A 24,926-nucleotide genomic window follows, 5' to 3' on the forward strand; every position below is an offset into this window, starting at 1 on the left:
TGAATTCCAGTTTTTAGCTGTTTTCAGCCCAGTTTTGTCATTATTTGCGGTGTAATTGCGTCTGCCGTGAGACCAAAATGTTCGAACAGGTCTTTGATCGGTGCAGATGCGCCAAAGCTGTCTATACCGAAGCGCATGCCATCGAGCCCTGTGTAGCGTTCCCAACCAAAGGTAGTTCCGGCTTCAATGGAAACCCGTAATATTCCGGAGTCACCGAGCAGTTCTGATTTATACGCATCGCTTTGCGCGTCGAATAGTTCGGTACAGGGCATGGATATCACGTCCGCACCAACGCCATTAGCTTCCAGCCCCGCCGCAACGTCCATTGCCAGCGATACTTCAGAACCCGTGGCAATGAGAACAACCCGTTTTTCATTCTCCGCAGGCTTAATGCAATAAGCCCCTTTTTCACAATGGTTTACGCTGACGTCATGGCGTAACGGCGGCAGGCCCTGACGGGTTAAAGCCAGCGTCGAAGGCCCTTCGGACCGCTTGATCGCCAATGCCCAGCATTCCGCTGTCTCAATCGCATCGGCAGGCCGGAAAACTTGCATATTCGGCATAGCGCGGAGGCTTTGCAGATGTTCAATCGGTTGATGGGTCGGCCCATCCTCGCCCAATCCGATGCTGTCATGGGTCATCACATAGATTGCCCGCGTGTTCTGAATGGCCGAAAGCCGCATCGCGCCTCGGCAATAGTCGGTAAAGACGAGGAATGTACCGCCATAGGGGATGATGCCGCCATGCAGTGCCATACCGTTCATGGCGGCAGCCATGCCAAATTCACGGATACCATAATAGATATAGCGCCCAGAATAATCATCTTTAGTCAATGGCTTAGTAGACGAAGTTTTGGTATTGTTTGAACCTGTAAGATCCGCGCTGCCACCGACCATCTCTGGCAGAGCGGCGGTTATCGCGCCCAAGGCCATCTCCGAGGCCTTGCGGGTGGCAACCTTGGGCGGATCCTTTGCCAGACCGTTGAGGTAGTCCTGCATCGCGCTGCCATCCGGCAAAGCACCGGACATCCGGCGCTCAAACTCTGCCTTGTCGCCATGGCTGGAAAGCCTTGTATTCCAGGCCTCATGTGCCACTGCGCCCTTTTCTCCCAAGGCCAGCCAGGCGCCCCGCACATCATCAGGAACGACGAAAGGTTCATGATCCCAGCCCAATGCATCCCGCGTTCCAGCGATTTCTTCATCCCCGAGCGGCGCGCCGTGGGTCGCGGAAGTCCCCTGTTTTGTGGGCGCTCCATAGCCAATTACCGTCTTACAAGCCACGAGCGAGGGCCGCGGATCTGCCTCAGCCTCTTTCAGCGCCTTGCGAATATCGTCAAAATCATGCCCGTCACAGGACACGACATGCCAGCCAGAAGCCCGGTAACGCGCCGGGATATCCTCGCTTGTGGATAATTCCGTGCCGCCATCAATGGTTATGCCATTATCGTCCCACAGAACGTTAAGGCGGCCCAGCTGCAGATGACCGGCCAAGCCGACCGCTTCATGGTTGATCGCTTCCATGAGGCAGCCATCGCCGGCAATAACCCAGGTTTTGTGGTCTACGAGATCATCACCAAAATGCGCGTTTAGATGCCGCTCAGCAATCGCCATGCCCACGGCCATGGCAAAACCCTGCCCTAACGGCCCAGTAGTCGCCTCCACGCCTTCCAGCTTGAAATTCTCAGGGTGACCGGCACAAGGAGATGATAATTGCCTGAAATCCTTGATATCCTGCAAAGTCGGACGCTCATAGCCAGTCAGGTGCAAAAGCGAGTAGATCAGCATGGAGCCGTGGCCCGCTGACAGAACAAACCGGTCTCTATCCGCCCATTTCGGGGCTTTTGGGTCATATTTTAGAAAATCGCTGAACAACACGGTTGCTACATCGGCCATTCCCATCGGCATGCCGGGATGGCCGCTATTGGCCGCCTGGACCGCATCCATGGACAGCGCCCGAATGGCATTTGCCATAGTTTTTTCAGAAATTTTCTCGGAAACGGCCATGTTTTTCGGATCCCCCAGCAGTGATCAGGTTGTGACAACGGTGGACTTTGGAAATCTACCGATTCGCCAATTTGACACACCCTTTGCTGGCCTGCGCTCATATCGTCAAGGCTGCGCTTCACCGATCTGTTGTTTACGCAGCGGCGTTAGATTGTTACCAATGAAACACAATAACTTATAAGTCGGAACCAAGTCATGGAAAACGAACGAGTGATCCTAGCGATCGGCCGGATAGAAAGGGCGCTTAGCCGCATAGAGACGGCCAAAGAAACCGCGACTAGCCATCAGCCTGACGCAGCGCTGGAAAAGCGCCATGCGGCCCTCAAAGAGGAAATGAAACAGGCTATCCATACGATTGACGGGCTGATCGCCCAACAGGAGCGTTGATATGGCACAGGTAAAGCTGGAAATCGGCGGTCGCTCTTTCATGGTCACCTGTCAGGATGGCGAAGAGGAGCATCTTGGCAAATTGGGCGCAATGGTGGACGCAAAAGCAGGGGAAGCGGGCGACCCTGCCGGCCTCACAGAAAGCCGTATGCTGCTGTTTACCTCACTGTTGCTTGCTGACGAGCTGCATGGCACCAAAACGGCTGCAGGCAATAGCCCGACACCCCAGGCCGCTATCCCTCCGGCCAATAAGCCGCAGAAAACCAATGATGCCGAGGATGAACGCGTGCTACTCGCCCTCGAAAAACTGGCGGATCGCGCCGAAGCATTTGCGAACAGCCTTGAGCAAGGCAGCAATAGCCCCTAGATAGCCATAGACGGGTACTGCCTGGCACGAGCCAGAAGCGAACATCCCTGAGGCGATATAACATCCAAGGGAGCTGTCCCTGCTCGGATTGCGGGCTTTTCGGAAGTCGGGTTCGAAGCATATGGCGCCCACCTGACGTAATAGGCGTCAGAGGATTTTCCGGCAAACGACCCTGGCGGTCCCGTCACCTTTCTCCAAGAAAGATCATTTTTTGAATAACTTATCAGATAATAAGAAGAATTTACGTGAAGAATATCGACGGCGACGCGATGCTTTTCATAGTCAATTGGATCCCGCGACAAAGGGCTTGGCATTCCGCCGCCCCCCCTCCCCTTTAGCGAAACTGATCGAGCAAAGCGAAGTCATTGCGCTGTACAGTGCAATGGGCTCTGAAGCACCGACGGCGAGACTGGCGGAATATTGCATCGAAATCGGGAAAATAATTGCATTTCCAGTGGTTACGGGGGATTCCCCGTTGGAATTCCGCCAGGTCGACAATATTGAATTGCTGGAAACCGGATATCAGAATATCTCCGAGCCTGGCGCCGATTGTCCTGTTGTAACGCCAGATTTGATCATCACTCCAATGATTGCCTTTGATCGGTCCATGGGTCGACTCGGACAAGGCAAAGGGCATTATGACCGAACCTTTGAAAACTATCCGAAAGCGACGCGAATAGGCCTCGCATGGTCCGTACAAGAAGCGGATAATATCCCAATGCAGGCTCATGACGTCACTTTGGAGATGATTGTGACAGAATCTGAAATAATTCAAAGAGTTGAGATGACGTCATGACGACAGAACCCGACAATAAAACGCCTCATAATCCACCGGATTCGCCCAATTGGCGCGCACCGGTTGGGGTGATCTTAATGCTGGTCTTCATTCTGATCTGGAGCGGCATTGTCGTCAGCTTGATAGACTGGATCAGCGATCTGAATTTCTGGTTGCAGCTGCCGATCTACGTGATTGCCGGGATTATCTGGATATATCCGATCAAACCGTTGCTGCTTTGGATAAATACCGGGAAATTCCGTTCCTGAACCGCCATTCGCCTCTTTTGAGGCAATGGCGCGAGTGACGAGACTTGAACTCGCGACCTCCGGCGTGACAGGCCGGCGCTCTAACCAACTGAGCTACACCCGCTTAAGCATCGGCATATGTGCCTTGCTATGCAGTGGAGAAGCGCAAGTATAAGAGCTCTGCCTGACTGTCAACAACACTCTTGCAAAGATTCAAAGAAAATTTGCCAGACGTTGAATTCACAAAGGAAATCGTTCCGTCAAATGGGTCAAGTTGACGTCAATTTGACGTCATCGGGCATTTAACCGCGACACTATCCGAAAGGTCCATTCCGGACAGACATGTTACATATGTTTGCCGCTGTTACATTTTGTTACAGTTAAAACAGCGTTAAGCAAAAGCTAAAAAACATAGATGTTAACTCTAAAAAACCCCGGTTTTTCAAGAGTTTTCATGACGTCACCCCATCCAGGTTTTTGACGTCATGTTTACTAAATATTTTCCTTTTTCCCGCATAGCGAACGCAAGAAATTTGTGGGAACAAAGATGCTTAGGATTAAAAACCTGTCTCGACGACACCGCTGTATCAGTGCCTTCATGGCGCTGGTCGCCGGAACCGGTTCGTTTGCAATCGGAGCCCCCAGCGCGCATGCAGCTGGTACGATCGCTGGCACGGATATCGTCAATGTCGCACAGGCGACCTATGACGGGCCGGGCGGTTCCGTTGTTGTTGATTCCAATACCGTTACAATCACAGTTGATGAATTGCTTGATGTCACCGTCGCATCGAGTGATCCCGGCGATATTGCTGTAGACAGCGGTGCCACACAGCAAGTCACAAGCTATCAAGTTACCAATACAGGAAATGGTAGTGAAGCATTTACGCTTTCGGCTGACACAGCCAAAGGCGGTGATGATTTTGATACCAGCAATGCCGTTATCTACCTCGATGCGGATAGCAACGGCGTTTTCGATCCAGGAGTGGACACTCTATACTCACCCGGATCAAACGACCCTGTACTGGCAGCAGATGCCAGTATCAGCATCTTCATCCTTTCCGATATTCCGGTTTCTGCAACAGATGGGCAACGTGCCGAAGTTGAACTCTCTGCTGTAGCGACTACCGGTAGCGGCGCTCCGGGAACAAGTTTTGCAGGGCAAGGTGATGGCGGCGGCGACGCTGTTGTCGGCTCAACTGGTGCTGACGGCGAAGATAGCAGCTTTTTCCTGATCCAGGCGGCACAGGTCGCACTGGTAAAAAGTGCCACCATCGTTGATCAATTCGGTGGAACCCAGCCCGTACCAGGCGCAACGATCACCTATCAACTGGTTGCAACGATTACCGGTTCGGGCAGCCTGACCAATCTGAACATTACTGACGATATACCGGCAGACACAACCTACACGGCCGGAACCATCACATTGGAAGGGGCTTCCCTGACCGACAGCGATGCGGATGCCGATGCCGGCTCATTTGATGGCAGCGAAATAGCGGTCAGCCTGGGCACTGTGCCCGGCGGACAAACGCGCACCATCACCTTTCAAGTAACGATTGACTGAGGAATGATCATGAAAATCAACCTTTTAAAGCGTCTCGCAATAGTGGCTGCCCTGGTAATTCCAGGAATGGCACCAAGTGCTGCCATGGCTGCCAATAATGTTGCGCTGTCGAGCGACGTTTTTGTCGAACGCACGGTCAAGAAACCAAATGGCACGACCGCTGTAACGCTGGAAGCGCCAAAAACGGTCATTCCAGGCGATAATCTCGTCTTCGTTGTCAAATATAAGAATGTTGGCACCACGCCAGCCACCGATTTCTCTGTCACCAACCCGCTCCCCAAAGCGGTCGCGTTCAATGGAACGTCTGATGGCACCGAAATTGTCTCCGTAGACGGAGGCAAAAACTGGGGGCCGCTTTCGGCTCTTAAATATACGCGCGAAAATGGGGAGGTCCGCCCTGCCCTGATGAGCGACGTAACGCATATCAAGTGGAAATTTAATCGTGCCCTTTCCGTGGGTTCGGAAGGAAAACTTGTATTTCGCGGGACAGTAAAATGACCGCAAACCGTATCGGATCGCCGCGGGGGTGAAGGCGATCCACAGTAGAGTGAAACAGGAGATCAGTAATGACCAGTAAACTGAAACTTCTCGTTGCCACAAGCGCTGTTACTGCCGCAATGCTGGGTGCAAACCCGGCATTTGCTGCAGGAACGACCGCCGGCGACGCGATTACCAACAATGTTACCGTCAACTATCAGGTTGGCGGCGTATCTCAGACGGCTGAAACCGATTCTGACACGTTTACGGTTGACCGTAAGCTTGATTTGACCGTTTCGGAAGCCAATGGCGCTGCCCAATCGGTCACGCCAGGCCAGACCGCAGGCGCGCCGAACCCGGCCTTCCTGACCTATACGGTGACCAACGATTCAAACGATGTGGTTGACTTCGAATTGAGCGCTGCTCAGCAAACAACAGGCGCTGCGACACCATTCAGCGGTACCGATGACTTTGATGTTACGGGCCTGCAGATTTTCGTCGAATCCGGCGCAACTCCTGGCTATCAGCCAGCAGAAGACACCGCGACATTCATCGACGAGCTGGCTGAAGATGCCAATGCGACCGTCTATGTTGTCGGCGATATCCCATTGGGTCTCGCAACCGGTGATGCCGCAGGTATCACACTGACTGCCACCATCAAAGAGGGTGCTACAGGCGGAAGCCTTGGTGGTGATTACACCGTTAACGCCGGCGCAAATACCGAAGATGGTACCGGCGCTGCATCGAATATCGACAACGTATATGTCAATGCATCGGCTTCTGACACGGATAACTTCGTGATTTCTGCCGCCAATGTCAGCGTTGTGAAGTCCAGCACCGTGTTGTGGGATCCGGTAAATGGTAGCAGCAACCCGAAATCCATTCCGGGTGCGGTTATCGAATATTGTATCGCTGTAACCAACGCGACCGGCAGTGCGACTGCAACAAGCGTTAGCATTTCGGATGATATTTCCGCTCTGGACCTGTCCTTCTACGCGACGGCTCCAGTTTCTGGACCAGCCACCATTCCAACCGCAAACGGTGTTGTTTCTGCTCTTGCCTGTGACGGCAGCGGCACCAACGCCGATGCAAGCGGTCTGGGCGAGTCCGGCGGCATCATCAGCGGCAACCTTGGCGATGTCGCTGCGGGCGCCACTGAAACGCTGCTCTTCCGGGCAACGGTGGACTAAAAAATGAGGAAAGTGGCGGCTTTCCGGCTATTCGGAAAGTCGCCACCTCCCCTTTTTTTGGCCCCTTTTTTGGATGCGTTGGTTAACCAATCTTTTTAAGCCAGTCAGTCTGGCACTTGCTGCAGGGGCGATGATCGCGCCTGCCTCTATGGTTCCTGCACACGCCCAAAGCTTCCCTATTATAACCAATGTCGCAGAGGCGGAATGGGATGTCGGCAGCACACGCCTGCAAACCCCGTCTAATCGCGTCGATATTCAGGTCGTAGCACCCCCAACTGTACCACCAGAGATCACTTTATATCGTTTTGATGATCCGCCAGGTGCGGAACAGCTTAATCTTCCAGGAACAATCTGCAGAGGCTCCGGCGGCAATGTCCCCGTTGAGCTTCGCGGAGCGTTTTCTGGAGTTAATACCAGTCCGGCTGCAATCGCCCCAACGAGCAGCATCCGCGCTGGAGAGCCACTAATTGTCTCAGTTCTTGCCCCAAACAGGAATCTGAACAGTGCCGCTATCGATAGTTTCGATATTGTTCTCACGACGCCTTCTGGCGACCAAGAGACCATCAATATCGTTGAAACTGAGCCTAATAGCGGCCGTTTCGTTGGCATGATCAATACCGCAGCGATACCGCCTGCGCCGGTTCAGGGCGATTGCGTCCTTTCCGTGCAGCCTGGCGATCAGCTCGATGTCGGTATTGACGAGGTCAGCGGTAGTGCCATTGGCACAGTCGAAGTCGGGATTTTGATCGATCCCTTTGGTGAAACCTTCGACAGCGGCGATGGCGCCCCTGTCGATGGCACACGGGTGACGCTCATAGACGTCGCTACGGGCCTGCCAGCAGAGGTTTTCGGTGATGACGGCGTTTCTGTGTTCCCCAGCACAGTGATTTCCGGCGGAACCGTGACCGATAGCGGCGGCAATGTGTATGACTTCACCGAAGGCTTCTATCGCTTCCCCTTTGCCCGTCCCGGCCAGTACAGGCTGCTGATAGAGCCCCCAGCGCCCTATACAGCGCCATCGGCGGCCACGCCTGAAGAACTGGCGGGTTTCCGGCGTACGGACGGCCTGCCCTTCACCATCGTGGATGGCTCTTATGGCGGGATCATCACGCTGGAGGATCCGGCCCCGGTCCGGGTGGATATCCCGCTCGACAGGCCTGGCGTGCCGATAACCATCACCAAGGAGGCATCGACAGCGATTGCCGTCCCGGGAGATGCCATACAGTATCGGGTCACCGTGCAGAACAGCGATCCGGTACGGACAACCGGTGCGATAACGATTGAGGATCAGCTGCCGAACGCCATGCGCCTGCGCGTGGACACCGTACGCTATAATGGCGCCCTCGTAACGCCCATTGTGGCGCCCAACGGACAGAATTTCTCTGTCAATGTGCCCGCCCTGCCCCCAGCAGGCAGCGGATTACTAACCTATTTGGCTGAAGTCCGTCAGGACGCTAGCCCAGGAGATGCAATCAACACGGCCCAAGCGCGCGATAACCGCGGCGCCGAAAGCCTTGTTGCCAGTGTGCCCGTGCGCATACAAAGGGACGGCATCTCCGAAAGATTCACGATTATCGGCCGGATTACCGACGGCGGATGCGATGTTGACCCGCGCAAAGCCGCGGGAATTGGCGGTGTTCGCGTCATGCTGCAGGACGGAACCTACACCGTCACGGACGAAGATGGTCGCTATCATTTTGAGGGCATCAGACCCGGTTTGCACGTCGTTCAGGTCGATCCATCGACTTTCCCTGCCGATTTGGCTCCGATCAACTGTGCGCAGAATACCCGCGCCGCAGGCAGCGACATATCGCGCTTTGTCGAAGGCCGCGGTGGCGCTCTGAAACGCGCAGATTTCCGGGCTAAAGGGGTCGCTGCACGTGAAGTCACGACTGCTCAAAAATACGAGAAACCAAAAACTCTTTCCGATCAGGAAGCTGCTGGTGCCGAGCGTAACTGGCTCGCTGGCCAGGCGCCGGGCATCGCCTTTGTCTTCCCCGAAACCGGGTATAACCCACGGGTTAAATCGCTTCGGGCGGCGGTGAAGCATCGCAAAGGTCAACGTGTGGAACTCTCGCTCAACGGCGAAAAGGTCAATCCGCTGTCGTTTGAAGGCAAAGAGAAAAGCGCCAATGGATCGGTACAGATCAGTATTTGGCGCGGCTTGGACATTAAAAACCGCAAAAACACGCTCACAGCGCGGGTTTTGGACAAGAACGGCAAGCTGGTCGAGGAACTGACCCGCGAAGTCCACTATTCGGCGAGCCCGCTCAATGCAGAACTGCTCAAAGACAAATCCGTTCTTATCGCGGACGGCGTTACCCGGCCTGTGCTGGCCGTGCGCCTGACGGATCGTGACGGCCGCCCGGCCCATCACGGCGCAACCGGCGATTTCAGCGTCCCTGCCCCCTATGCCCCCGCCATTGAGGTGGATGCACAACAGGCGAACCAGCTTTCCGGCCTGGAACGCGGCGCCCCTGTGTGGCGCGTTGAGGGCGATGAAGGCATTGCCTATATCGAACTCGCGCCGACAACCGCATCCGGCTCTGTCAGCATTACTTTCCCGTTCCGCGATGGCGAAGTATCGCGCGAACAGCGTATCGAAACCTGGCTTGATCCCGGGAACCGTCCATGGACAGTGGTCGGCTTTGCCGCAGGAACCGTGGGTTTCAACACCCTCGACGAGCGTCTGGAAGATCTGACCGAGGATGATGACAACATCAATCTCGATGGCCGTGTCGCGCTCTACGCCAAAGGCCGGGTTACAGGCAAATGGCTGATGACGCTGGCTTATGACACCGACAAAGAGGAAGATGAAACACGCTTCGCCGGCGTCATTGATCCGCGCCGCTACTACACGGTCTATGCTGATCGGTCCGAGCAACGCTATGACGCCGCATCGGTGCGCCGACTCTATCTAAAACTTGAACGGCCGCAATTTTATGCGCTGTTCGGTGATTATGAGACCGGCATCAATGAACCGGAACTGGCCCGCTATCAGCGCGCCTTTAACGGTGTGAAGGCTGAATACCGTAGCGATCAGGTCAGCGCGCTGGCCTTTGGTGCGGATGCCGCCAATCGTTTCCGGCGTGAGGAAATTCAGGGCAACGGCCTGTCCGGCCCTTATGCCCTCTCCACCCGTGATATCATCGCCAACAGCGAGCGTATCACGCTGGAAACCCGCGACCGCCTGCGCTCTGACCGTATCGTCGAGCGCAAAGAACTAACGCGCCATATCGATTACGACATCGACTATCTCGCTGGCACCTTGCGTTTCCGTGAGCCGATTTTGAGCCGCAGCAGCGGCCTCGACCCGCAATTCATCATTGCCGAATATGAAGTATTGGGCGTGGGCGGCCGCGATCTGAACGCTGGTGGACGTTTGACCTATCAGTCGAAGGACAAGAAGTTCAAAATTGGTGCAACTGCCATCCATGATGAGAATGAAAGCGTCAAAAGCGATCTCGTCGGCGTGGATGTTCGCTACCGGCCCAATCTGAAAACGGAATTCCGCGCAGAGGTCGCCTCCAGTGACAGCGAAGACAAGAATGCCGATGTGCTGAACGGTGAGCCACGCGGTGCGGATAGCGCCGTCGCTTGGCTGGTCGAGGCCGAGCATCATGGCTCTAACTTCGACGTGCTCGCCTATGTCCGTCAACAATCCGCGGGCTTTGGCCTAGGTCAACTCAACGCTGCAGAAAGCGGCACGCGCAAATTCGGAATCGATACGCGGGTGCGTCTGAGTGACAAACTCTCGCTTGCCGCTAGCGGTTATCAGGAAAACTTCCTGACTTCCAACGCCCGTCGGCGCTCTGGAACAGCGGAAATCGAATATCGCAACGACAATACCGCCCTGCGCGCTGGCGTCGTCCATGCCGAAGACAGATTGTCGGACGGCACGGTCAATCGCTCAACATTAGCGCGACTTGGTGCGACGCAACGACTGTTTGACGGCAAGCTCGAACTCGACGCGCAGACCGAATTCGCATTGGGCGGACAGGATGAGAGCATAGACTTCCCTGCCCGTCACTCTGTCACGGCGCGCTATGCGATCACCAATGATATCAAATTGGTCGGCACATACGAGATTGCCGACGGCGAAAACATCGATGCCCGCACGGCCCGGATCGGTGTCGATGTCGCGCCGTGGGATGGCGCCCGTGCAGTGGTCAGCGCCAATCAACAGGAAATTACCGAATTTGGACCACGCACCTTTGCGGCTTACGGGCTTACGCAGTCTATTCCGCTCGACGACAAATGGACGATCGATTTCTCACTCGATGGCAACGAAACCTTGGGGGGTTTTGACCGCAGCGATGTGATTAATGACGAACAACCTGTCGCTTCCGGCGGTTTCCTGGGCAATGATGGCTCTTTGACCGAGGACTTTGTCGCTGTCACGGCTGGTGCCACCTATCGTCATGACGACTGGAGCTGGGTATCGCGCGCAGAATATCGCGATGGCGATCTCAGCGAGCGCTATGGATTCTCCTCTGCCGTTTTGAAACAGATTGGTGAAGGCAGTTCCCTGGGCGCCGTCGGAAGCATCTTTGTTGCAGAAGATGAAACCGGCACCAGCACAAGGGTCATCGAAGCCGAAGCCAGCTGGGCCCATCGTCCAGCGGACAGCCGCTGGTCGTGGCTTGAGAAACTCGAGTTCCGCGAAGACCGGGTACGCAACGCGACCGCAGGGACGTCCGGACCGATTGGCGGCGCGCCGCTTCTCGTCAACGGGGACGTCACTTCTCGTAGAATTATCAATAGTTTAAGCGTCAATTACACGCCGATTGACGCGGATGACGGATTTTTCACTGAATCCGGAGAATATAGTTTCTTTTGGGGAAGCCGCTATGTTTTCGATAAATTTGGTGAGGATGATGTCAAAGGCTGGAGCAATGTGATCGGGGCGGACGTCAAGTTCGACCTTTCCGATACCATTGATATCGGCGGACAGGCGACTGCGCGAATAGGCACGGATTTCGATACGATTGCCTATAGCGGGGGACCGAGTATCGGGATCACACCGTTTAAGAACGGCTATATCTCGCTCGGCTATAATGTGGTGGGTTTTGAAGACCGCGACTTTGAAGAAAGTCGCTATACCAGAGATGGGCCCTTCATCACCTTCCGCCTGAAATTCGACCAGCAAACCTTAGGAAACCTGGGGCTTTAAGGGGTGAGTTGCGTCTAAAATCCGCTGCCTTTCAGTCGGCGGATCAACAAGCTGATCGGATCAGCGCATAGCCTTGGCAAGGCCGGAACCTTTGGGGAGGTAACGGCTTTACTGAGGGTGCCGCGCTATGATCGATGGCCTTGGGGTCACTCAGCGAACAACAATACAGGTGTTTCGAGCAAATGCTTGAGCGCCTGCACATAACTGGCGGCATCATAGCCGTCCACGACCCTGTGATCACACGAGATCGACAGATTCATCAGCTTGCGCGCTTGAATCTCGCCGTCAATGATCATGGGGCGCTCGACGATCTTGTTAGGACCGATAATCGCGACCTGTGGGCGTTGAATGACAGGTGTGGTGGCAATACCGCCCAAAGGCCCCAGAGACGTCAATGTCAGCGTCGATCCCGACAATTCGTCCGCCTTTGCGCTGCCATCACGGGCAGCAGCCGATAAACGGCCGATTTCTGCGGCTAATTGCCAGATATTCTTGTCCTGTGCGTCCCTTATAACAGGCACCATGAGGCCCTGATCGGTCTGTGTGGCCATGCCCAGGTGCACGGCGCCATGACGCGTCACCAGGCCGGCCTCGTCGTCATAGGTGGCGTTGAGCATCGGAAATTGCGGCAATGATTTGCAAATGGCGACGATCATCAAAGGCAGCATGGTCAGCTTTGGCCGTTCGCCGCGATTGGCATTGAGGTCCGCGCGCATGTCTTCGAGCGTGGTCATATCAATCTCGTCGACATAGGAAAAATGCGGAATATGGCGCTTCGATTCCGCCATGTTCTGAGCAATCTTGCGGCGCATTCCGATGACCTTGATTTGCTCATCATCGCGCTTCTGAGAGGCGCCTGCGGGCCGATAGCCCTGCCCGCTGCCATAGCTTAAATAGGCATCGAGATCGCTGTGCCGGATATGCTCGCCCTGGGCCTTTACAAGGCTCAGATCGACACCCAGATCCGCGGCGCGTTTGCGCACGGCGGGGGTCGCGAGAACCTTCTTCGATGGCGCATTTTCTGCTGCCATGACGTCACTTTTGGGTGGTTCCGTAACGGTTTTGTCAACTTCGGGTGCAGGCGCTGGAGCCTCCACCTCTGGTTCAGTTTCTTGTTTATTTTCAGTAGTTTGAAGCGGCGTCATAGCGCCACTTTCGGCCACCGCGTCACTTTCCGACCGTCCCGCTTCCGCGGCACTTCCGTCACCTTCCGCCTCGATCTGAACCAGCATAGAACCGATGGCAATGATATCGCCTTCTTCCCCCGCAACAGCAACAATCGTTCCCGATACCGGCGCTTCCATTTCTACCGTTGCCTTGTCGGTCATCATGTCGGCAATCTGGTCATCTTCCTCGACCCGGTCACCAACCTTCACATGCCAAGCGACAATCTCCGCCTCGGCAATGCCTTCGCCGATATCCGGCAGGTTGAACGTATAAATGCTCATGATGTCAGCTCCCCGACTATCTTATCCAAAGCTTCGCCAATCCGGACCGGTCCCGGGAAGTACGCCCATTCCAGTGAATGAGGATAAGGCGTATCAAATCCCGTCACTCGCTCAATCGGTGCCTCAAGGTGATAGAAGCATCGTTCCTGCACCAAGGCCGACAGTTCTGCGCCAAAACCGCTGGTCCGGGTTGCCTCATGAATGATCAGGCAGCGCCCGGTCTTCTTGACTGACTCTTCAATCGTATCAATGTCCAAGGGCACGAGAGTACGCAAATCGATGACTTCTGCGTCTATACCATGCTCTTCAACCACCGCATTTGCGACATGCACCATGGTCCCATAAGCCAGAACCGTGACCGCCTCACCTTCCCGCACGATGTTCGCCTTGCCAATCGGTATCTTGTAATAATCCTCAGGAACTTCTGAAGCCTCAAATTTCGACCAGGGCTCAACCGGCTTGTCATAATAGCCGGTAAACGGGCCATTATAGATCCGCTTCGGTTCAAAAAACATCACCGGGTCATTGTCCTCAATCGCTGAAATAAGCAGCCCCTTGGCATCATAAGGCGTCGAAGGAATAACGGTCTTCAACCCACAGACATGCGTAAACATGCTCTCCGGCGACTGGCTATGCGTCTGTCCGCCAAAAATGCCGCCACCAAAGGGCGAACGCACGGTAATCGCGCTGGTAAACTCGGCCGCTGACCGGTAGCGTAATCGCGCCGCTTCTGACACAAGTTGATCGAGCCCGGGATAGATATAATCGGCAAACTGGATTTCCGGTACAGGACGCATCCCATAAGCCGCCATGCCGACAGCCACACCGATAATCCCGCATTCGCTAATCGGCGTATCGAAGCACCGCGTCTTGCCATGTTTTTCCTGTAAGCCGGCCGTCGCCCGGAAAACGCCGCCAAAATAGCCGACATCTTCGCCCATAATGACAACATCATCATCACGCGCCATCATATTGTCCAGACCACTGTTAATGGCTTCTATCATGTTCATGGTCGTCATTATTTAGATGCCTCCGCATCAGGCCATTTGATTTCCCGTTCTTTGTTCGCCTGTTCGCTTTGTTCCTTCAGATGCCAAGGCATTTCTTCAAAGACATCCTGGAACATGGTTTCAAACGGCTGGTGCAAACCGTGCCCTAATATGCCGTTCTTCTCGGCCTCTTTGGTTGCCACTTTCACCGCTTCAATACATTCTTTGTCGAGCGCTTCATGCTGCTCTTTGCTCCACACACCACGATGGATCAAATGGCGCTTCAATCGGGTAATCGGATCGCCCAAAGGCCATTCTTCCCGTTCTTGCGCACTGCGATAAGCACTCGGATCGTCCGACGTGCTATGTGCATCAGCGCGATAGGTGAAATGCTCAATCAATGTCGGACCGTTATTGGTACGCGCCCGTTCGGCCGCCCACTGGGTTGCAGCGTAAACGGCCAACGGGTCATTACCATCCACCCGTAAACCTGCAATTCCATATCCGGCCGCCCGTGCTGCAAATGTGGTTCGCTCTCCGCCCGCAAAACCGGAAAAGGAAGAAATGGCCCATTGGTTATTCACAACATTCATGATGATCGGCGCGTTATAGACCGTGGCAAAGGTCATCGCGCTGTGGAAATCTCCCTCGGCCGTGGAACCCTCCCCGCACCATGTGGCAGCAATACGCGTGTCACCTTTAGCTGCACTCGCCATCGCCCATCCCACAGCCTGCGGATATTGGGTCGCGAGATTGCCTGAAATGGAAAAGAATCCCAACCGACGAGAACAATACATGATTGGCAGCTGGCGGCCCTTCAATTTATCTTCCCGGTTCGAGAAAATCTGATTGATCATTTCGACCATCGGATAACCACGAACAAACAAAATGCCTTGCTGACGATAGCTCGGGAAGCACATGTCATCACTATCAAGCGCCATCGCCGCTGCGACGGATGTTGCTTCTTCGCCTGTGCATTTCATATAGAAGCTGGTTTTGCCCTGCCGTTGCATTCGGTGCAGACGATCGTCAAATGCTCGCACCTGAGCCATCGTCTTGAGCATCTTTAACAACGTATCATCGGAAAGTTTGGGATCCCACGGCCCAACCGCTTTATAATCATCATCCAAAACGCGTACCATGTCATAGACCATCTCGCGCATCGCAGCTGGCGCGCTATTAACATCAGGTCGCGGTTGGTCACCGGCTCTCGGGATAGTCACATCGCTATAATCAACGGTGTCACCAGGACGATATTTGGGTTCCGGGACGTGCAAGGATAATGGCGGCAAATTGGTCTTGCTATTGTCTTCAGCCATCCAAAATCTCCTGCTTTGCCGCATTGCTGCAGCGCAATATTTATTTCAACTGATTGTTATATTATTTCATTCAAGTCAAAAGGTCAACATAGCTGCCCTATGATTTACGATACGAAAAAGGGGCAATAATCTGCCCCTTTTCCTATATCCTGTAATGTGTGGAAATGTCTACGATCAGAAGCGTATCGACATATTCACCACGGCCCGATCGTCGCGATAGACCTGTTGGCCTATCCGGCTCTCAACCGCTGCGCCGAAGCTCAACGGGCCATTGGCGAAACTGAATCCACCTTTCATCTCACCATAAGACGCATCTTGCAATCCAATCGGCAAGGCAAATGGTAGATTTTCCGCATCCAGGAATCTTACACTGAAGTTAGTATCATTCCCGGAAATCCGGTTAACATAATCAAGTTTCATTTCAGGCTGGAACGTCCATCCTGAAGCAAAACCCATTTTAGCACTACCGGACACCTTAAGGCCTACTTTAGCTTCCAGGCCGGAGCGGCTAATCTCATCAACAGCCATTGCGAGGCTCCCCGCATTGTCACGGAACCCATTAACGCTGTACGATGAATAACCGATACTGGCGCGCGGTGTGAGCATGAGACCATCTACATCAATATTGTAGCCTGCCTCAATTTCACTCGCAAATGCCAAGGAGCTGGTTTTCAAGTTATTGAGAGTCGCTCCGCCGGATATTCTGCTGTCAGAGTCGATCCGGGAATGAGACATGGATGCTTGGCCACCGATATAGAAGTTACCGCCAAGACGATAATTACCATAGACGGACGCCTGATTGGTCTCAACATTCGCCAAGCTGCCGCTTACTTGTTGGGCACCATCGGCATAACCGAAGGCCGTACCAATAGTTGAGCGGTCATCCAAACCGAATTCGAGCCCCATAGCGATATGCCAACTACCCTGTCTGTCCTGCGTACCATTTCCGCCGAACGCCAATGTGGACTGGTTATATCCTGCCGACATGAAACCACTCATATTCTCTGGTAGCTGAACAGCATTCCAGCTTGATGATTGGTAGTTTCCAGCAAAGCTAAGCTGTGAAGCCGAACTATTGGTTAGTTCACGATTGTTCAGAACTCCCGGAGCGCCGATAATTCTGATCTTGCCTTTCACACCTTCTTTAGCACCCAGCAGCGATAGCCGATCGGACACAAGACTACGCATAGCAGAACTTTGCTGCTGATCGAGTGTCGTCGTGCGGCCGGCTTGCGTTGCCGACAGGCTCTGGAAGGTCGCGCTCAACTGGCTCGCCTCCATAACGTCAATCAACCCGTAGACATTACTCAGATCAGAGTACGAACGCCCGCGAGCTCCATCCAGCGCTCGACCAAATGCCAAGGCAAATGGATTGGTTACGCCGCTATCATTAAAGAAATCTGAGAAACGGAGAGCCCGCATTCTCGCGGTGACATTGTTCGGACCATAGATAAGCTCCGGATAAAGAACACCGATCCGGCCAACAACTTCATCGAACGTATTTTCGACGCCACCTTCGGCCGTGATGATCTCAAACGTCTGACCGAAGCGAGCACTGCGACGCCCAAAGGCATTGACCACAGCCGCCGTACCACCCAGCGAGATAATACCATCATTATCGTCATCGCCGATTACAGCCAGTTTATCATTACCACGCCGGCTGACATCAAAGATAGCCAATGTACCGGAAGCCAAAATGACATCACCTGCGATTGTCAAAGTGCCTCGATCACCAAAGCCACGCCCCGGTGCGATCGAACCATTGACCGACGTCAGGAAGGTTGGATCGAACAATCCGTTACCCGTCAACAGACCCACACCCAGGAAGGCTTCACCAGTTGTAAGGGTACCCCGAAGATCGAGCCAACCACCCGTCTGTGTGTAGTCTCCCCAAACCTTCAGGTTTCCTCGCCTGCGAATATCAAGCCGAGCTCCACCTTCGATATTCAGCCGGTCGATCGTTACATCGTCACGCAGTCGCGTCGCGCCATTTGCCGCCAGCGTCACTTCATAATAACGCGCGCGAACACCAGCTGTCGGATTTGCGACAACATTGTTCGGAACAAAATTACGGCTACCAGGACCACCTTCGATGAAGACGCTATTTGGCGTTCCTTCATCAAATTCAACGCTCAGGGTTGAAAGGTCGAGACAGTCATCAAGGAAACAAACGTTGCCAAATTTCGGTGTATCGCCTGTTACGCCCGGTGCCTCAAAGCCCGGCAGTCCGTTAACGAGCTCTCCATCTACGTTGATGCCATAGTTTGGATCCAAATCTTGTACCCAGTGTCGCGGATTCATCCAGTTACGCGTTCCAGGGCGGCTGGAAGCATATACATAGCTGTTATTGGCGACAATCTGATCCCAGAACAGATAAAGCGGCTGGTAGAAGCTTTGCGTACCGTAAGATGAGAAAGGTTGGAATGTCAGTGGATCTTCTGGGTCATTTCCGAAGAACCTGGAACCGCCGGACAATACTGATGTAATAACAGGTGTATCGAACAGCTCATCAGCAACCAATGCACTGCCTGAGTCACCGCCTGCCGTGGTCCCTTCCCTTGGCAATGCCGCTCCATCATAGAGGTCGAAATCAAACCTTCCATTATTTGGATCAAAGGCATCTTGACCATCAGGGCTGTCAAAATCAGTGTTGTACAGAGTTTGAGGCAGTGCCGGATCGCCAGGTCCGAAAAGGAAGTTGTTCCTGTCGTCTAACGAGCTGGCGGATGAGATCATGTTTTCGGCAATACGGCGACGGAAATCGATTCCAAGATTGGAACCATCAGGCCCCAGTCCTCTTGCTCCGTAACCATTTATGATGCCATGCGTCTCCTCTCTCAATGGCGAGAACAACATGGTCCATGTTGGAACGCCATCAGCATGCGTATCAAGAGTAGCGAGCGCAACGTCAGCTTCCAGAAAACCCGTTGGAATAGAGCGCTCATCATACCAAACCTGCTCTACATTATAGATATTGAAATCCACGTCAGTTTGATTTGCGACGCCGCCATCGAGCCCGACCCAGCGCCTTACAGCAGGACGATTATCAGCACTGAAGCCAAATGCGATTGCTGTGCCACCCGTCGCGAAACCATAGCTTTCTGCAGCTTGGTCATTCACACAGTGTGCAGCAAAAAGAACTGTTCGTGGATTAATCAACGTACCAGTGCAGAGGCCAAGTCCGAAACTGTTCTGATCAGGTCGCGTGGTCATTTGTCCGACGCCCGTCACATCGACAGTGTTGTCAAACACGCCGATGGGGGGCGGATCGTCTAAAGTCAGATCATCCCTAATTACGATGCTGGGAGCATTTTCAACCATTACCGGGCGAGACTGGGCAGAATTCTCTGCTGCATTCAGCTCCGTCTGGGCTTGTGCAGTTGTCGCCAATCCGGCGACACAAGCGGTCGCAGATACTGTTACGAATAAGGCACGACTAATGGTTTGAAATGACATTTCAGCTCTCCCTTAGAGTTAGATAAAACTACTCCGCACTACTATTTTTTTTTGAGAATCCCCTACGACTCGTCAAGCCAACGTTGTTATCACACTTTTTTGTAAACTTACATTCCCCCACTGGAATAAAGTTACTCCGTTTTGGCATGCAATAACCGCCAAGAGTAATATTACAGCGTCGGCAAAAAGTATCCTTACACAGCCACAGGCGCAGAAATATGGGATTGTGGTTCGTAGTCTCGCACTTCAAAATCGGAAATTTGATAGTCGAAAATCGATTTTGGCTTTCTCAATATTGTAAACTTTGGAGCGCCAAAAGGGTCGCGAGATAGTTGTTCTTCAACAAGATCAGCATGGTTCAGATAGAGATGTACATCGCCACCATTCCAAACAAGCTCGCCAGGTTCTAGATCACACTGCTGTGCGATCATGCGAACTAACAACGCCGCAGAATAGATATTGAATGCGAAACCTAGTCCCAGGTCACAGCTGCGTTGATAGAGTATGCCTGACAACTTACCGTTAGCGACATAAAATTGATAAGTCTTATGGCAAGGCGGAAGTGCCATTTCATCCAGCTCAGCGACATTCCACCCAGTAAAGATGTGACGCCGTGATCCAGGGTTATTTTTGAGGCCATCAATCAACAATTTGATCTGATTGATGCCATTTTTCTCGCGTCGATATAACCCCTCACCTGCTGGTGTATATCGTGGCCAATTCACCCATTGCTTGCCGTATACTGGCCCCAGATTACCCCATTGTTCTGCAAATGCGTCATCTTCAATGATCCGTTGTTCAAAAGCATCCCTGCTTATCTCTTCACCTGTTTCTTTGCGATATTTGTCCAACGGCCAGTCGGTCCATATGTGCACCTTTTGCTCAACCAATTTTCGGATATTGGTATCGCCGGTTAGAAACCAGAGCATCTCCCGTGTCGCTGTTTTCCAAAAAACCCTTTTGGTTGTAAGCAATGGAATAGCTTCATCAGCGAGATTGAATCTCATTGTTGCGCCAAATATGGCACGGGTACCAACCCCAGTCCGATCCACCCGCTCATCACCACTCGTCCAGATATGACGCATTAAATCAAGATATTGCTGTTCGTAATGCTGATCCGTAACCACGATGCGTCCTCCAAAATTTCTGTACACCGCTATACGGCTCTGACGCATTGCTCAACCGGTCAATTGCCTGTGTCTAGCGACTGGCAAAGCTGACACGCAAATTTATATCTCGAACATACACTAAGTTAAACCGGCGAGATCAACACCAACCGCTGTTTTCACCTCTTCCATAACCGGGAATGTCGTGGTCTGATACACGCCCGGAAGATTGTTGATACAATCAGTGAGGATCACTCGATATTCTTCCATATTGCGACAACGAACCTTGAGCAAATAGTCATATCCGCCCGCCATCATATGACATGACTGGATTTCATCCATCTTTTTAACAGCAGTATTAAACTGATCGAGATGCCGGCGGCTGGTGGCCTCCAGTTTCACTTGTATGAACACGACGTAGTTTTTGCGGATTTTGCGCATATTCAGCTGCGCGTGATAACCAACAATATAGCCTTCATCTTCAAGCCGCCTGAGGCGAATCTGACATGGCGTTTTGGACAAACCCACCTGTTCAGAAAGAGAAGACAGCGAAAGCCGACCATCCGCTTGCACAGCCTTCAATATACGCCAATCAAACGCATCGAGATTTCTGTCTTCCACGCTACATCAAACCTTTTACCCTAATACTTGATCTCATTTAAGTATTTTTTCCCATGAGATGTCAATCTTTGATGTGACCATCCCAATTCATCTTCATAGATTCATACAATGAATCAGCAAACCACTATCCGTCCATCAGAACATAAGATCCGCTCTGCCATTTCGGTAGCAACTTGGCGTAGCGAGGATGCTCTATATGCTCAGATGCGAAACGATCTGAGATTGGATGATGCAAGTCGGCAAAAAATATCTGCCAATAGCAAAAATCTGATCGGAAAGTTACGTTCGGCCAAGAAGCAGCCTTTGATCGATCAGTTTCTCGGAGAATACGGCCTGTCAAGCGATGAGGGTGTTCAGCTTATGCGTCTGGCAGAGGCTTTGTCTCGAACTACTGATCCTGTTTCAGCCAACGAACTCATCCGCGACAAACTAAGCCGTCAAGATTGGTTGTCGCATAGTGGTTCAGGCCATACGCTCGCAATGAGCTTGGCGGGCAGAGCATTACATCTGACAGACAAATGGCTTCAATGGACTGAAAATAGCAAAAACCCGTTGGCAAAATTTGGCGATGCTCAACTGCGCTTTGTCACTCGGGCGGCCATCAGAACTCTATCATCACAATTTGTGTTTGCTGAAACACTTCAGCAGGCGCTGAAGCGTGCTAAACAGTACGGGCGCGCCGGATATCTTTTCTCCTTTGATATGCTCGGCGAAGCAGCACGAACCCAAGCTGACGCCGATAAATATTATGAAGCCTATTCCAACGCTCTGGATGAAGTCGCGCGCAACGCGAACAATAAAGACCCACGGCTAAACCACGGAATTTCCGTGAAGCTCTCAGCTCTGCACCCACGATATGAATATGGACAAGCCAAGCATGTCGTTCCCGAAATTGCTGAAAAGCTCTATCGCTTAGCCATTAGAGCGCGGCAAGCGAACGTCCAAATTACAATCGATGCAGAAGAATCTGAGCGACTGGACATATCAATGGATGTGTTAGCTGCCATTATTGCCATCCCGGAATTGAAAGGGTGGCAAGGTCTCGGTTTTGTGGTGCAAGCCTATCAGCGGCGGGCGTTACCTCTTCTCGACTGGTTGACAGAGAAGGCCCGGCAACTTGAAGCACCGCTATTTATACGACTGGTCAAGGGTGCTTATTGGGATAGCGAGATAAAGCGCGCGCAGGAAATGGGACTAGAGAGCTATCCAGTTTTCACGCGCAAAGAGATGACGGATCTCAGCTATCTGGCCTGTGCGCAAAAACTGCTAGACCATCCAGATCTCTTCCATCCGCAATTTGCAACACATAATGCCACCAGCATCGCCGCCATACAGGAACTGGCCGGTGCTGATAGGGAAATTGAATTCCAGCGGCTTTTTGGCATGGGTCAACAGCTGCACAATATCATATTGGATCAACCCAATACAAGTAGTCGAATATACGCACCTGTTGGGACACAGAAAGATCTTTTATCTTATCTGATAAGACGACTTTTGGAAAATGGTGCCAACAGCTCATTTGTTCATAAGCTGGCCGATCAAGATACGGACCTTTCGGATTTGGCCCGTGATCCGGTAGATGCTTTGGCGCAATATGAATCAGTGACAAACAACAATATTCCCAGGCCACGCTGCTATCTGAATGATGGTCGAAAAATCGCTGCCGGTTGGGACCTATCCAATCCAGTAATGCGGTCGCGCTTTGAAAAAGGTCTGGAACAAGCCAGCAAACGACTTTTTCTTGCTGCCCCCAATATCGCTGGCAAGGAAGAGGCGGGCAATACGCAACTAATCTTAAATCCCGCTAATCTCACCAAACAAGTCGGTGAAGTTACGATAGCAAATGAAGATCACGCCAGAGAAGCGATAAAGGCCGCGAGCAAAGCGCTCGACTTCTGGTCAAGTCGTACGATTTCTGAGCGGGCCAAAATATTGGATACTGCCGCCGATCTGTTGGAAAAACGCGCGAGCACATTCCATTATCTTGCGATCAAAGAGGCGGGAAAGACATGGCAAGATGCTATTGATGAAGTGCGCGAAGCGGTCGATTTCTGTCGCTACTATTCCCAACAAATCAAGGCTCCTTCATTCAATGATAGAAAACCATTAGGCGTAGCTGTCTGTATTTCACCGTGGAATTTTCCATTGGCGATATTCCTTGGGCAGATCACGGCTGCGCTTGCCGCTGGCAACACTGTTGTGGCGAAACCCGCCGAACAAACACCGCTGATAGCGGCAGAGGCAATACGATTGCTACACGATGCCGGTGTTGATCCAGCGGCCGTCAATCTGATCCCCGGTGATGGCGCACATATTGGTGAAGCGTTGGTTGCGGACCCTTTGTCATCTGCCGTAACCTTCACCGGTTCAACCGCAACAGCCAAACGAATAGCGAACAGCCTCGCAAAAAATGGCCGGCCTTTGACGCCATTGATCGCTGAAACAGGTGGCATCAATGCCATGATAGTAGATTCATCTGCACTGCTGGAACAGACCGTCGATGACGTGGTGTCATCCGCGTTCCAAAGTGCCGGACAGCGTTGTTCCGCTTTACGTATTTTATGTTTGCAAGAAGATATTGCAGATGAGTTCAAGACGCTTTTAAGCGGAGCGATGAATGCGTTGAAGGTCGGTAACCCTGATCAAATCGATTGTGATGTCGGGCCCGTCATTGATGAAGCCGCCAAGCAGAATATCGTTGCGCATATAGAAAGGTTGAACAAAATTGGGCAAAAAGTCGGTGAGTCATCGACAGGAGATACGGGGGATGGCCATTTTGTTCATCCCGTGGCTTATGAGTTAGATCGCTTTTCCGATCTTGATCAAGAAATTTTCGGACCGGTCCTCCACATTGTTCAGTTCCCCGCGAACCGAAAGAAAGAAATGATAGACCAGATCAACCAAAGCGGATTTGGACTAACCCTCGGCATTCAAAGCAGGATCGACAATATTTGCGACGCCATGGCCGGGAAAGCCAACGTTGGAAATATTTATATAAACCGCAACCAAATTGGCGCAGTTGTTGGCGTGCAACCTTTTGGCGGCCAGGGACTATCCGGAACGGGTCCAAAAGCTGGTGGTCCGCTCTATTTGCTCCGCCTGTCTGCTAAAAATAGGACCGACATTAGTATTCCAGATCAACCAGCTTCTCCAATGGCCGATATGTCAGATGTATCTGGAAAACTCTCTATTGCAGTATCAAAAGGCATTGCTGCCCATCACCAGATAGTGGATCAAAATCAAATCAATTTGATTGCATCGATTACTGGGTCCGATTTTGGGAAACTCGTGCAAGAGGCGTTGCAAAATAGGGATCGCGTTTTGTCAAGTGACTTAGCTCTATCCTCGCCAGCGGGGGAGACCAACTTCTATAGTGTTCAAGGCCGTGGTCTCATCATCTCAATGCTGCGCAACCCTAATGATATTATGATTGCATGTATAAGGGCAATCATAACCGGTAACAGTTTTCTGCAGATGGGCCGTGCAGGCATCAACGAGAATATTGAAACCCTGTTCGCCAAAATAAATCGCGTGTCAGGAATTGAAAATCTTGCTCAGATTCTTGATGGTCAATGGGATGAAATGGTTGATCAATTGCAAAATGCCAATGTAGGCGCTGTAATCATCGAACCAAACGATCTTGATATCAAGGCTCTCGGTATTGCAATTGCAGGCAGAAAAGGTCCAATTCTACCTATGTTAACAATGGCCGATACGCATGATCGTTATGTTCATGAAAAGACGGTCACACGTAACGTCGCAGCAGCAGGCGGAGATGTTTCGTTACTAAACGCCTAAGCTTCAAT

16 protein-coding genes and 1 tRNA gene are annotated in these 24,926 nt (G+C 52.4%); 9 read left to right on the forward strand and 8 right to left on the reverse strand.

The window, feature by feature from the left end; genetic code table 11:
- Positions 1 to 23: 23 nt before the first annotated feature.
- Complete coding sequence (gene tkt / locus BS29_RS10235) at positions 24 to 1,970, reverse strand: transketolase (RefSeq protein ID WP_229953557.1); 1,947 nt, start codon at positions 1,968 to 1,970, stop codon at positions 24 to 26.
- 228 nt (positions 1,971 to 2,198) lie between these two features.
- Here tkt and BS29_RS10240 point away from each other — a divergent pair, with 228 nt between their 5' ends.
- The 4 genes from BS29_RS10240 (at position 2,199) to BS29_RS10255 (ending at position 3,801) form a co-directional block, all read left to right on the forward strand.
- Positions 2,199 to 2,390: a hypothetical protein gene (locus BS29_RS10240; RefSeq protein ID WP_229953558.1), complete on the forward strand. Its 192-nt coding sequence runs from the start codon at positions 2,199 to 2,201 to the stop codon at positions 2,388 to 2,390.
- Position 2,391: 1 nt separating this feature from the next.
- A complete protein-coding gene (locus tag BS29_RS10245; protein ID WP_229953559.1) occupies positions 2,392 to 2,757 on the forward strand; it encodes a cell division protein ZapA in 366 nt (121 codons plus the stop codon).
- A 286-nt stretch (positions 2,758 to 3,043) separates the two neighbouring features.
- Positions 3,044 to 3,553 (forward strand): 5-formyltetrahydrofolate cyclo-ligase, encoded by a 510-nt coding sequence (locus BS29_RS10250; protein ID WP_229956854.1) that lies wholly within the window; start codon positions 3,044 to 3,046, stop codon positions 3,551 to 3,553.
- Positions 3,550 to 3,801 (forward strand): DUF2842 domain-containing protein, encoded by a 252-nt coding sequence (locus BS29_RS10255; protein ID WP_229953560.1) that lies wholly within the window; start codon positions 3,550 to 3,552, stop codon positions 3,799 to 3,801. The genes BS29_RS10250 and BS29_RS10255 overlap by 4 nt, the downstream gene beginning before the upstream one ends.
- 26 nt (positions 3,802 to 3,827) lie before the next feature.
- On the opposite strand, the gene BS29_RS10260 is transcribed toward BS29_RS10255, so the two are convergent.
- Positions 3,828 to 3,904, reverse strand: a tRNA-Asp gene (locus tag BS29_RS10260).
- Between the two features lie 423 nt (positions 3,905 to 4,327).
- Between BS29_RS10260 and BS29_RS10265 the strand changes: the two genes are divergently transcribed.
- The 4 genes from BS29_RS10265 (at position 4,328) to BS29_RS10280 (ending at position 12,181) form a co-directional block, all read left to right on the forward strand.
- Entirely contained in the window at positions 4,328 to 5,341 is a 1,014-nt protein-coding gene (locus BS29_RS10265) for a DUF11 domain-containing protein (protein ID WP_229953561.1), read from the forward strand.
- A 9-nt stretch (positions 5,342 to 5,350) separates the two neighbouring features.
- Complete coding sequence (locus BS29_RS10270; protein WP_229953562.1) at positions 5,351 to 5,839, forward strand: hypothetical protein; 489 nt, start codon at positions 5,351 to 5,353, stop codon at positions 5,837 to 5,839.
- A gap of 68 nt (positions 5,840 to 5,907) precedes the next feature.
- The gene (locus BS29_RS10275) at positions 5,908 to 7,008 is read left to right on the forward strand and encodes a hypothetical protein (RefSeq protein ID WP_229953563.1); all 1,101 of its coding nucleotides are present in this window, start codon (positions 5,908 to 5,910) and stop codon (positions 7,006 to 7,008) included.
- Positions 7,009 to 7,081: 73 nt separating this feature from the next.
- Positions 7,082 to 12,181, forward strand: coding sequence for a DUF11 domain-containing protein (locus tag BS29_RS10280; RefSeq protein ID WP_229953564.1), 5,100 nt, complete (start codon positions 7,082 to 7,084; stop codon positions 12,179 to 12,181).
- A 146-nt stretch (positions 12,182 to 12,327) separates the two neighbouring features.
- Here BS29_RS10280 and BS29_RS10285 read toward each other — a convergent pair whose 3' ends face one another.
- The 6 genes from BS29_RS10285 to BS29_RS10310 form a co-directional block, all read right to left on the reverse strand.
- Positions 12,328 to 13,629 carry a dihydrolipoamide acetyltransferase family protein gene (locus tag BS29_RS10285; protein ID WP_229953565.1) on the reverse strand — a complete coding sequence of 434 codons (1,302 nt, stop codon included), beginning with the start codon at positions 13,627 to 13,629 and terminating at the stop codon, positions 12,328 to 12,330.
- Positions 13,626 to 14,639, reverse strand: coding sequence for an alpha-ketoacid dehydrogenase subunit beta (locus tag BS29_RS10290; protein WP_326838458.1), 1,014 nt, complete (start codon positions 14,637 to 14,639; stop codon positions 13,626 to 13,628). Before BS29_RS10290 ends, BS29_RS10285 begins: the two co-directional genes overlap by 4 nt.
- Positions 14,640 to 14,647: 8 nt before the next feature.
- Positions 14,648 to 15,937 (reverse strand): 3-methyl-2-oxobutanoate dehydrogenase (2-methylpropanoyl-transferring) subunit alpha, encoded by a 1,290-nt coding sequence (locus BS29_RS10295; protein ID WP_229953567.1) that lies wholly within the window; start codon positions 15,935 to 15,937, stop codon positions 14,648 to 14,650.
- Positions 15,938 to 16,111: 174 nt separating this feature from the next.
- Positions 16,112 to 19,393, reverse strand: a complete 3,282-nt coding sequence (locus BS29_RS10300) for an autotransporter outer membrane beta-barrel domain-containing protein (protein ID WP_229953568.1) — start codon at positions 19,391 to 19,393, stop codon at positions 16,112 to 16,114.
- Positions 19,394 to 19,587: 194 nt separating this feature from the next.
- Positions 19,588 to 20,478, reverse strand: a complete 891-nt coding sequence (gene thyA, locus BS29_RS10305) for a thymidylate synthase (protein WP_229956855.1) — start codon at positions 20,476 to 20,478, stop codon at positions 19,588 to 19,590.
- A 162-nt stretch (positions 20,479 to 20,640) separates the two neighbouring features.
- Positions 20,641 to 21,120 carry an Lrp/AsnC family transcriptional regulator gene (locus tag BS29_RS10310; protein WP_229953569.1) on the reverse strand — a complete coding sequence of 160 codons (480 nt, stop codon included), beginning with the start codon at positions 21,118 to 21,120 and terminating at the stop codon, positions 20,641 to 20,643.
- A 108-nt stretch (positions 21,121 to 21,228) separates the two neighbouring features.
- On the opposite strand from BS29_RS10310, the gene putA reads away from it, so the two are divergent.
- Positions 21,229 to 24,918 carry a bifunctional proline dehydrogenase/L-glutamate gamma-semialdehyde dehydrogenase PutA gene (putA, locus tag BS29_RS10315; protein ID WP_229953570.1) on the forward strand — a complete coding sequence of 1,230 codons (3,690 nt, stop codon included), beginning with the start codon at positions 21,229 to 21,231 and terminating at the stop codon, positions 24,916 to 24,918.
- Positions 24,919 to 24,926: the final 8 nt, after the last annotated feature.

The sequence above is a fragment of the Parasphingorhabdus litoris DSM 22379 genome (assembly GCF_020906275.1).
In the GTDB taxonomy this organism is placed as follows: Bacteria; Pseudomonadota; Alphaproteobacteria; order Sphingomonadales; family Sphingomonadaceae; genus Parasphingorhabdus; species Parasphingorhabdus litoris.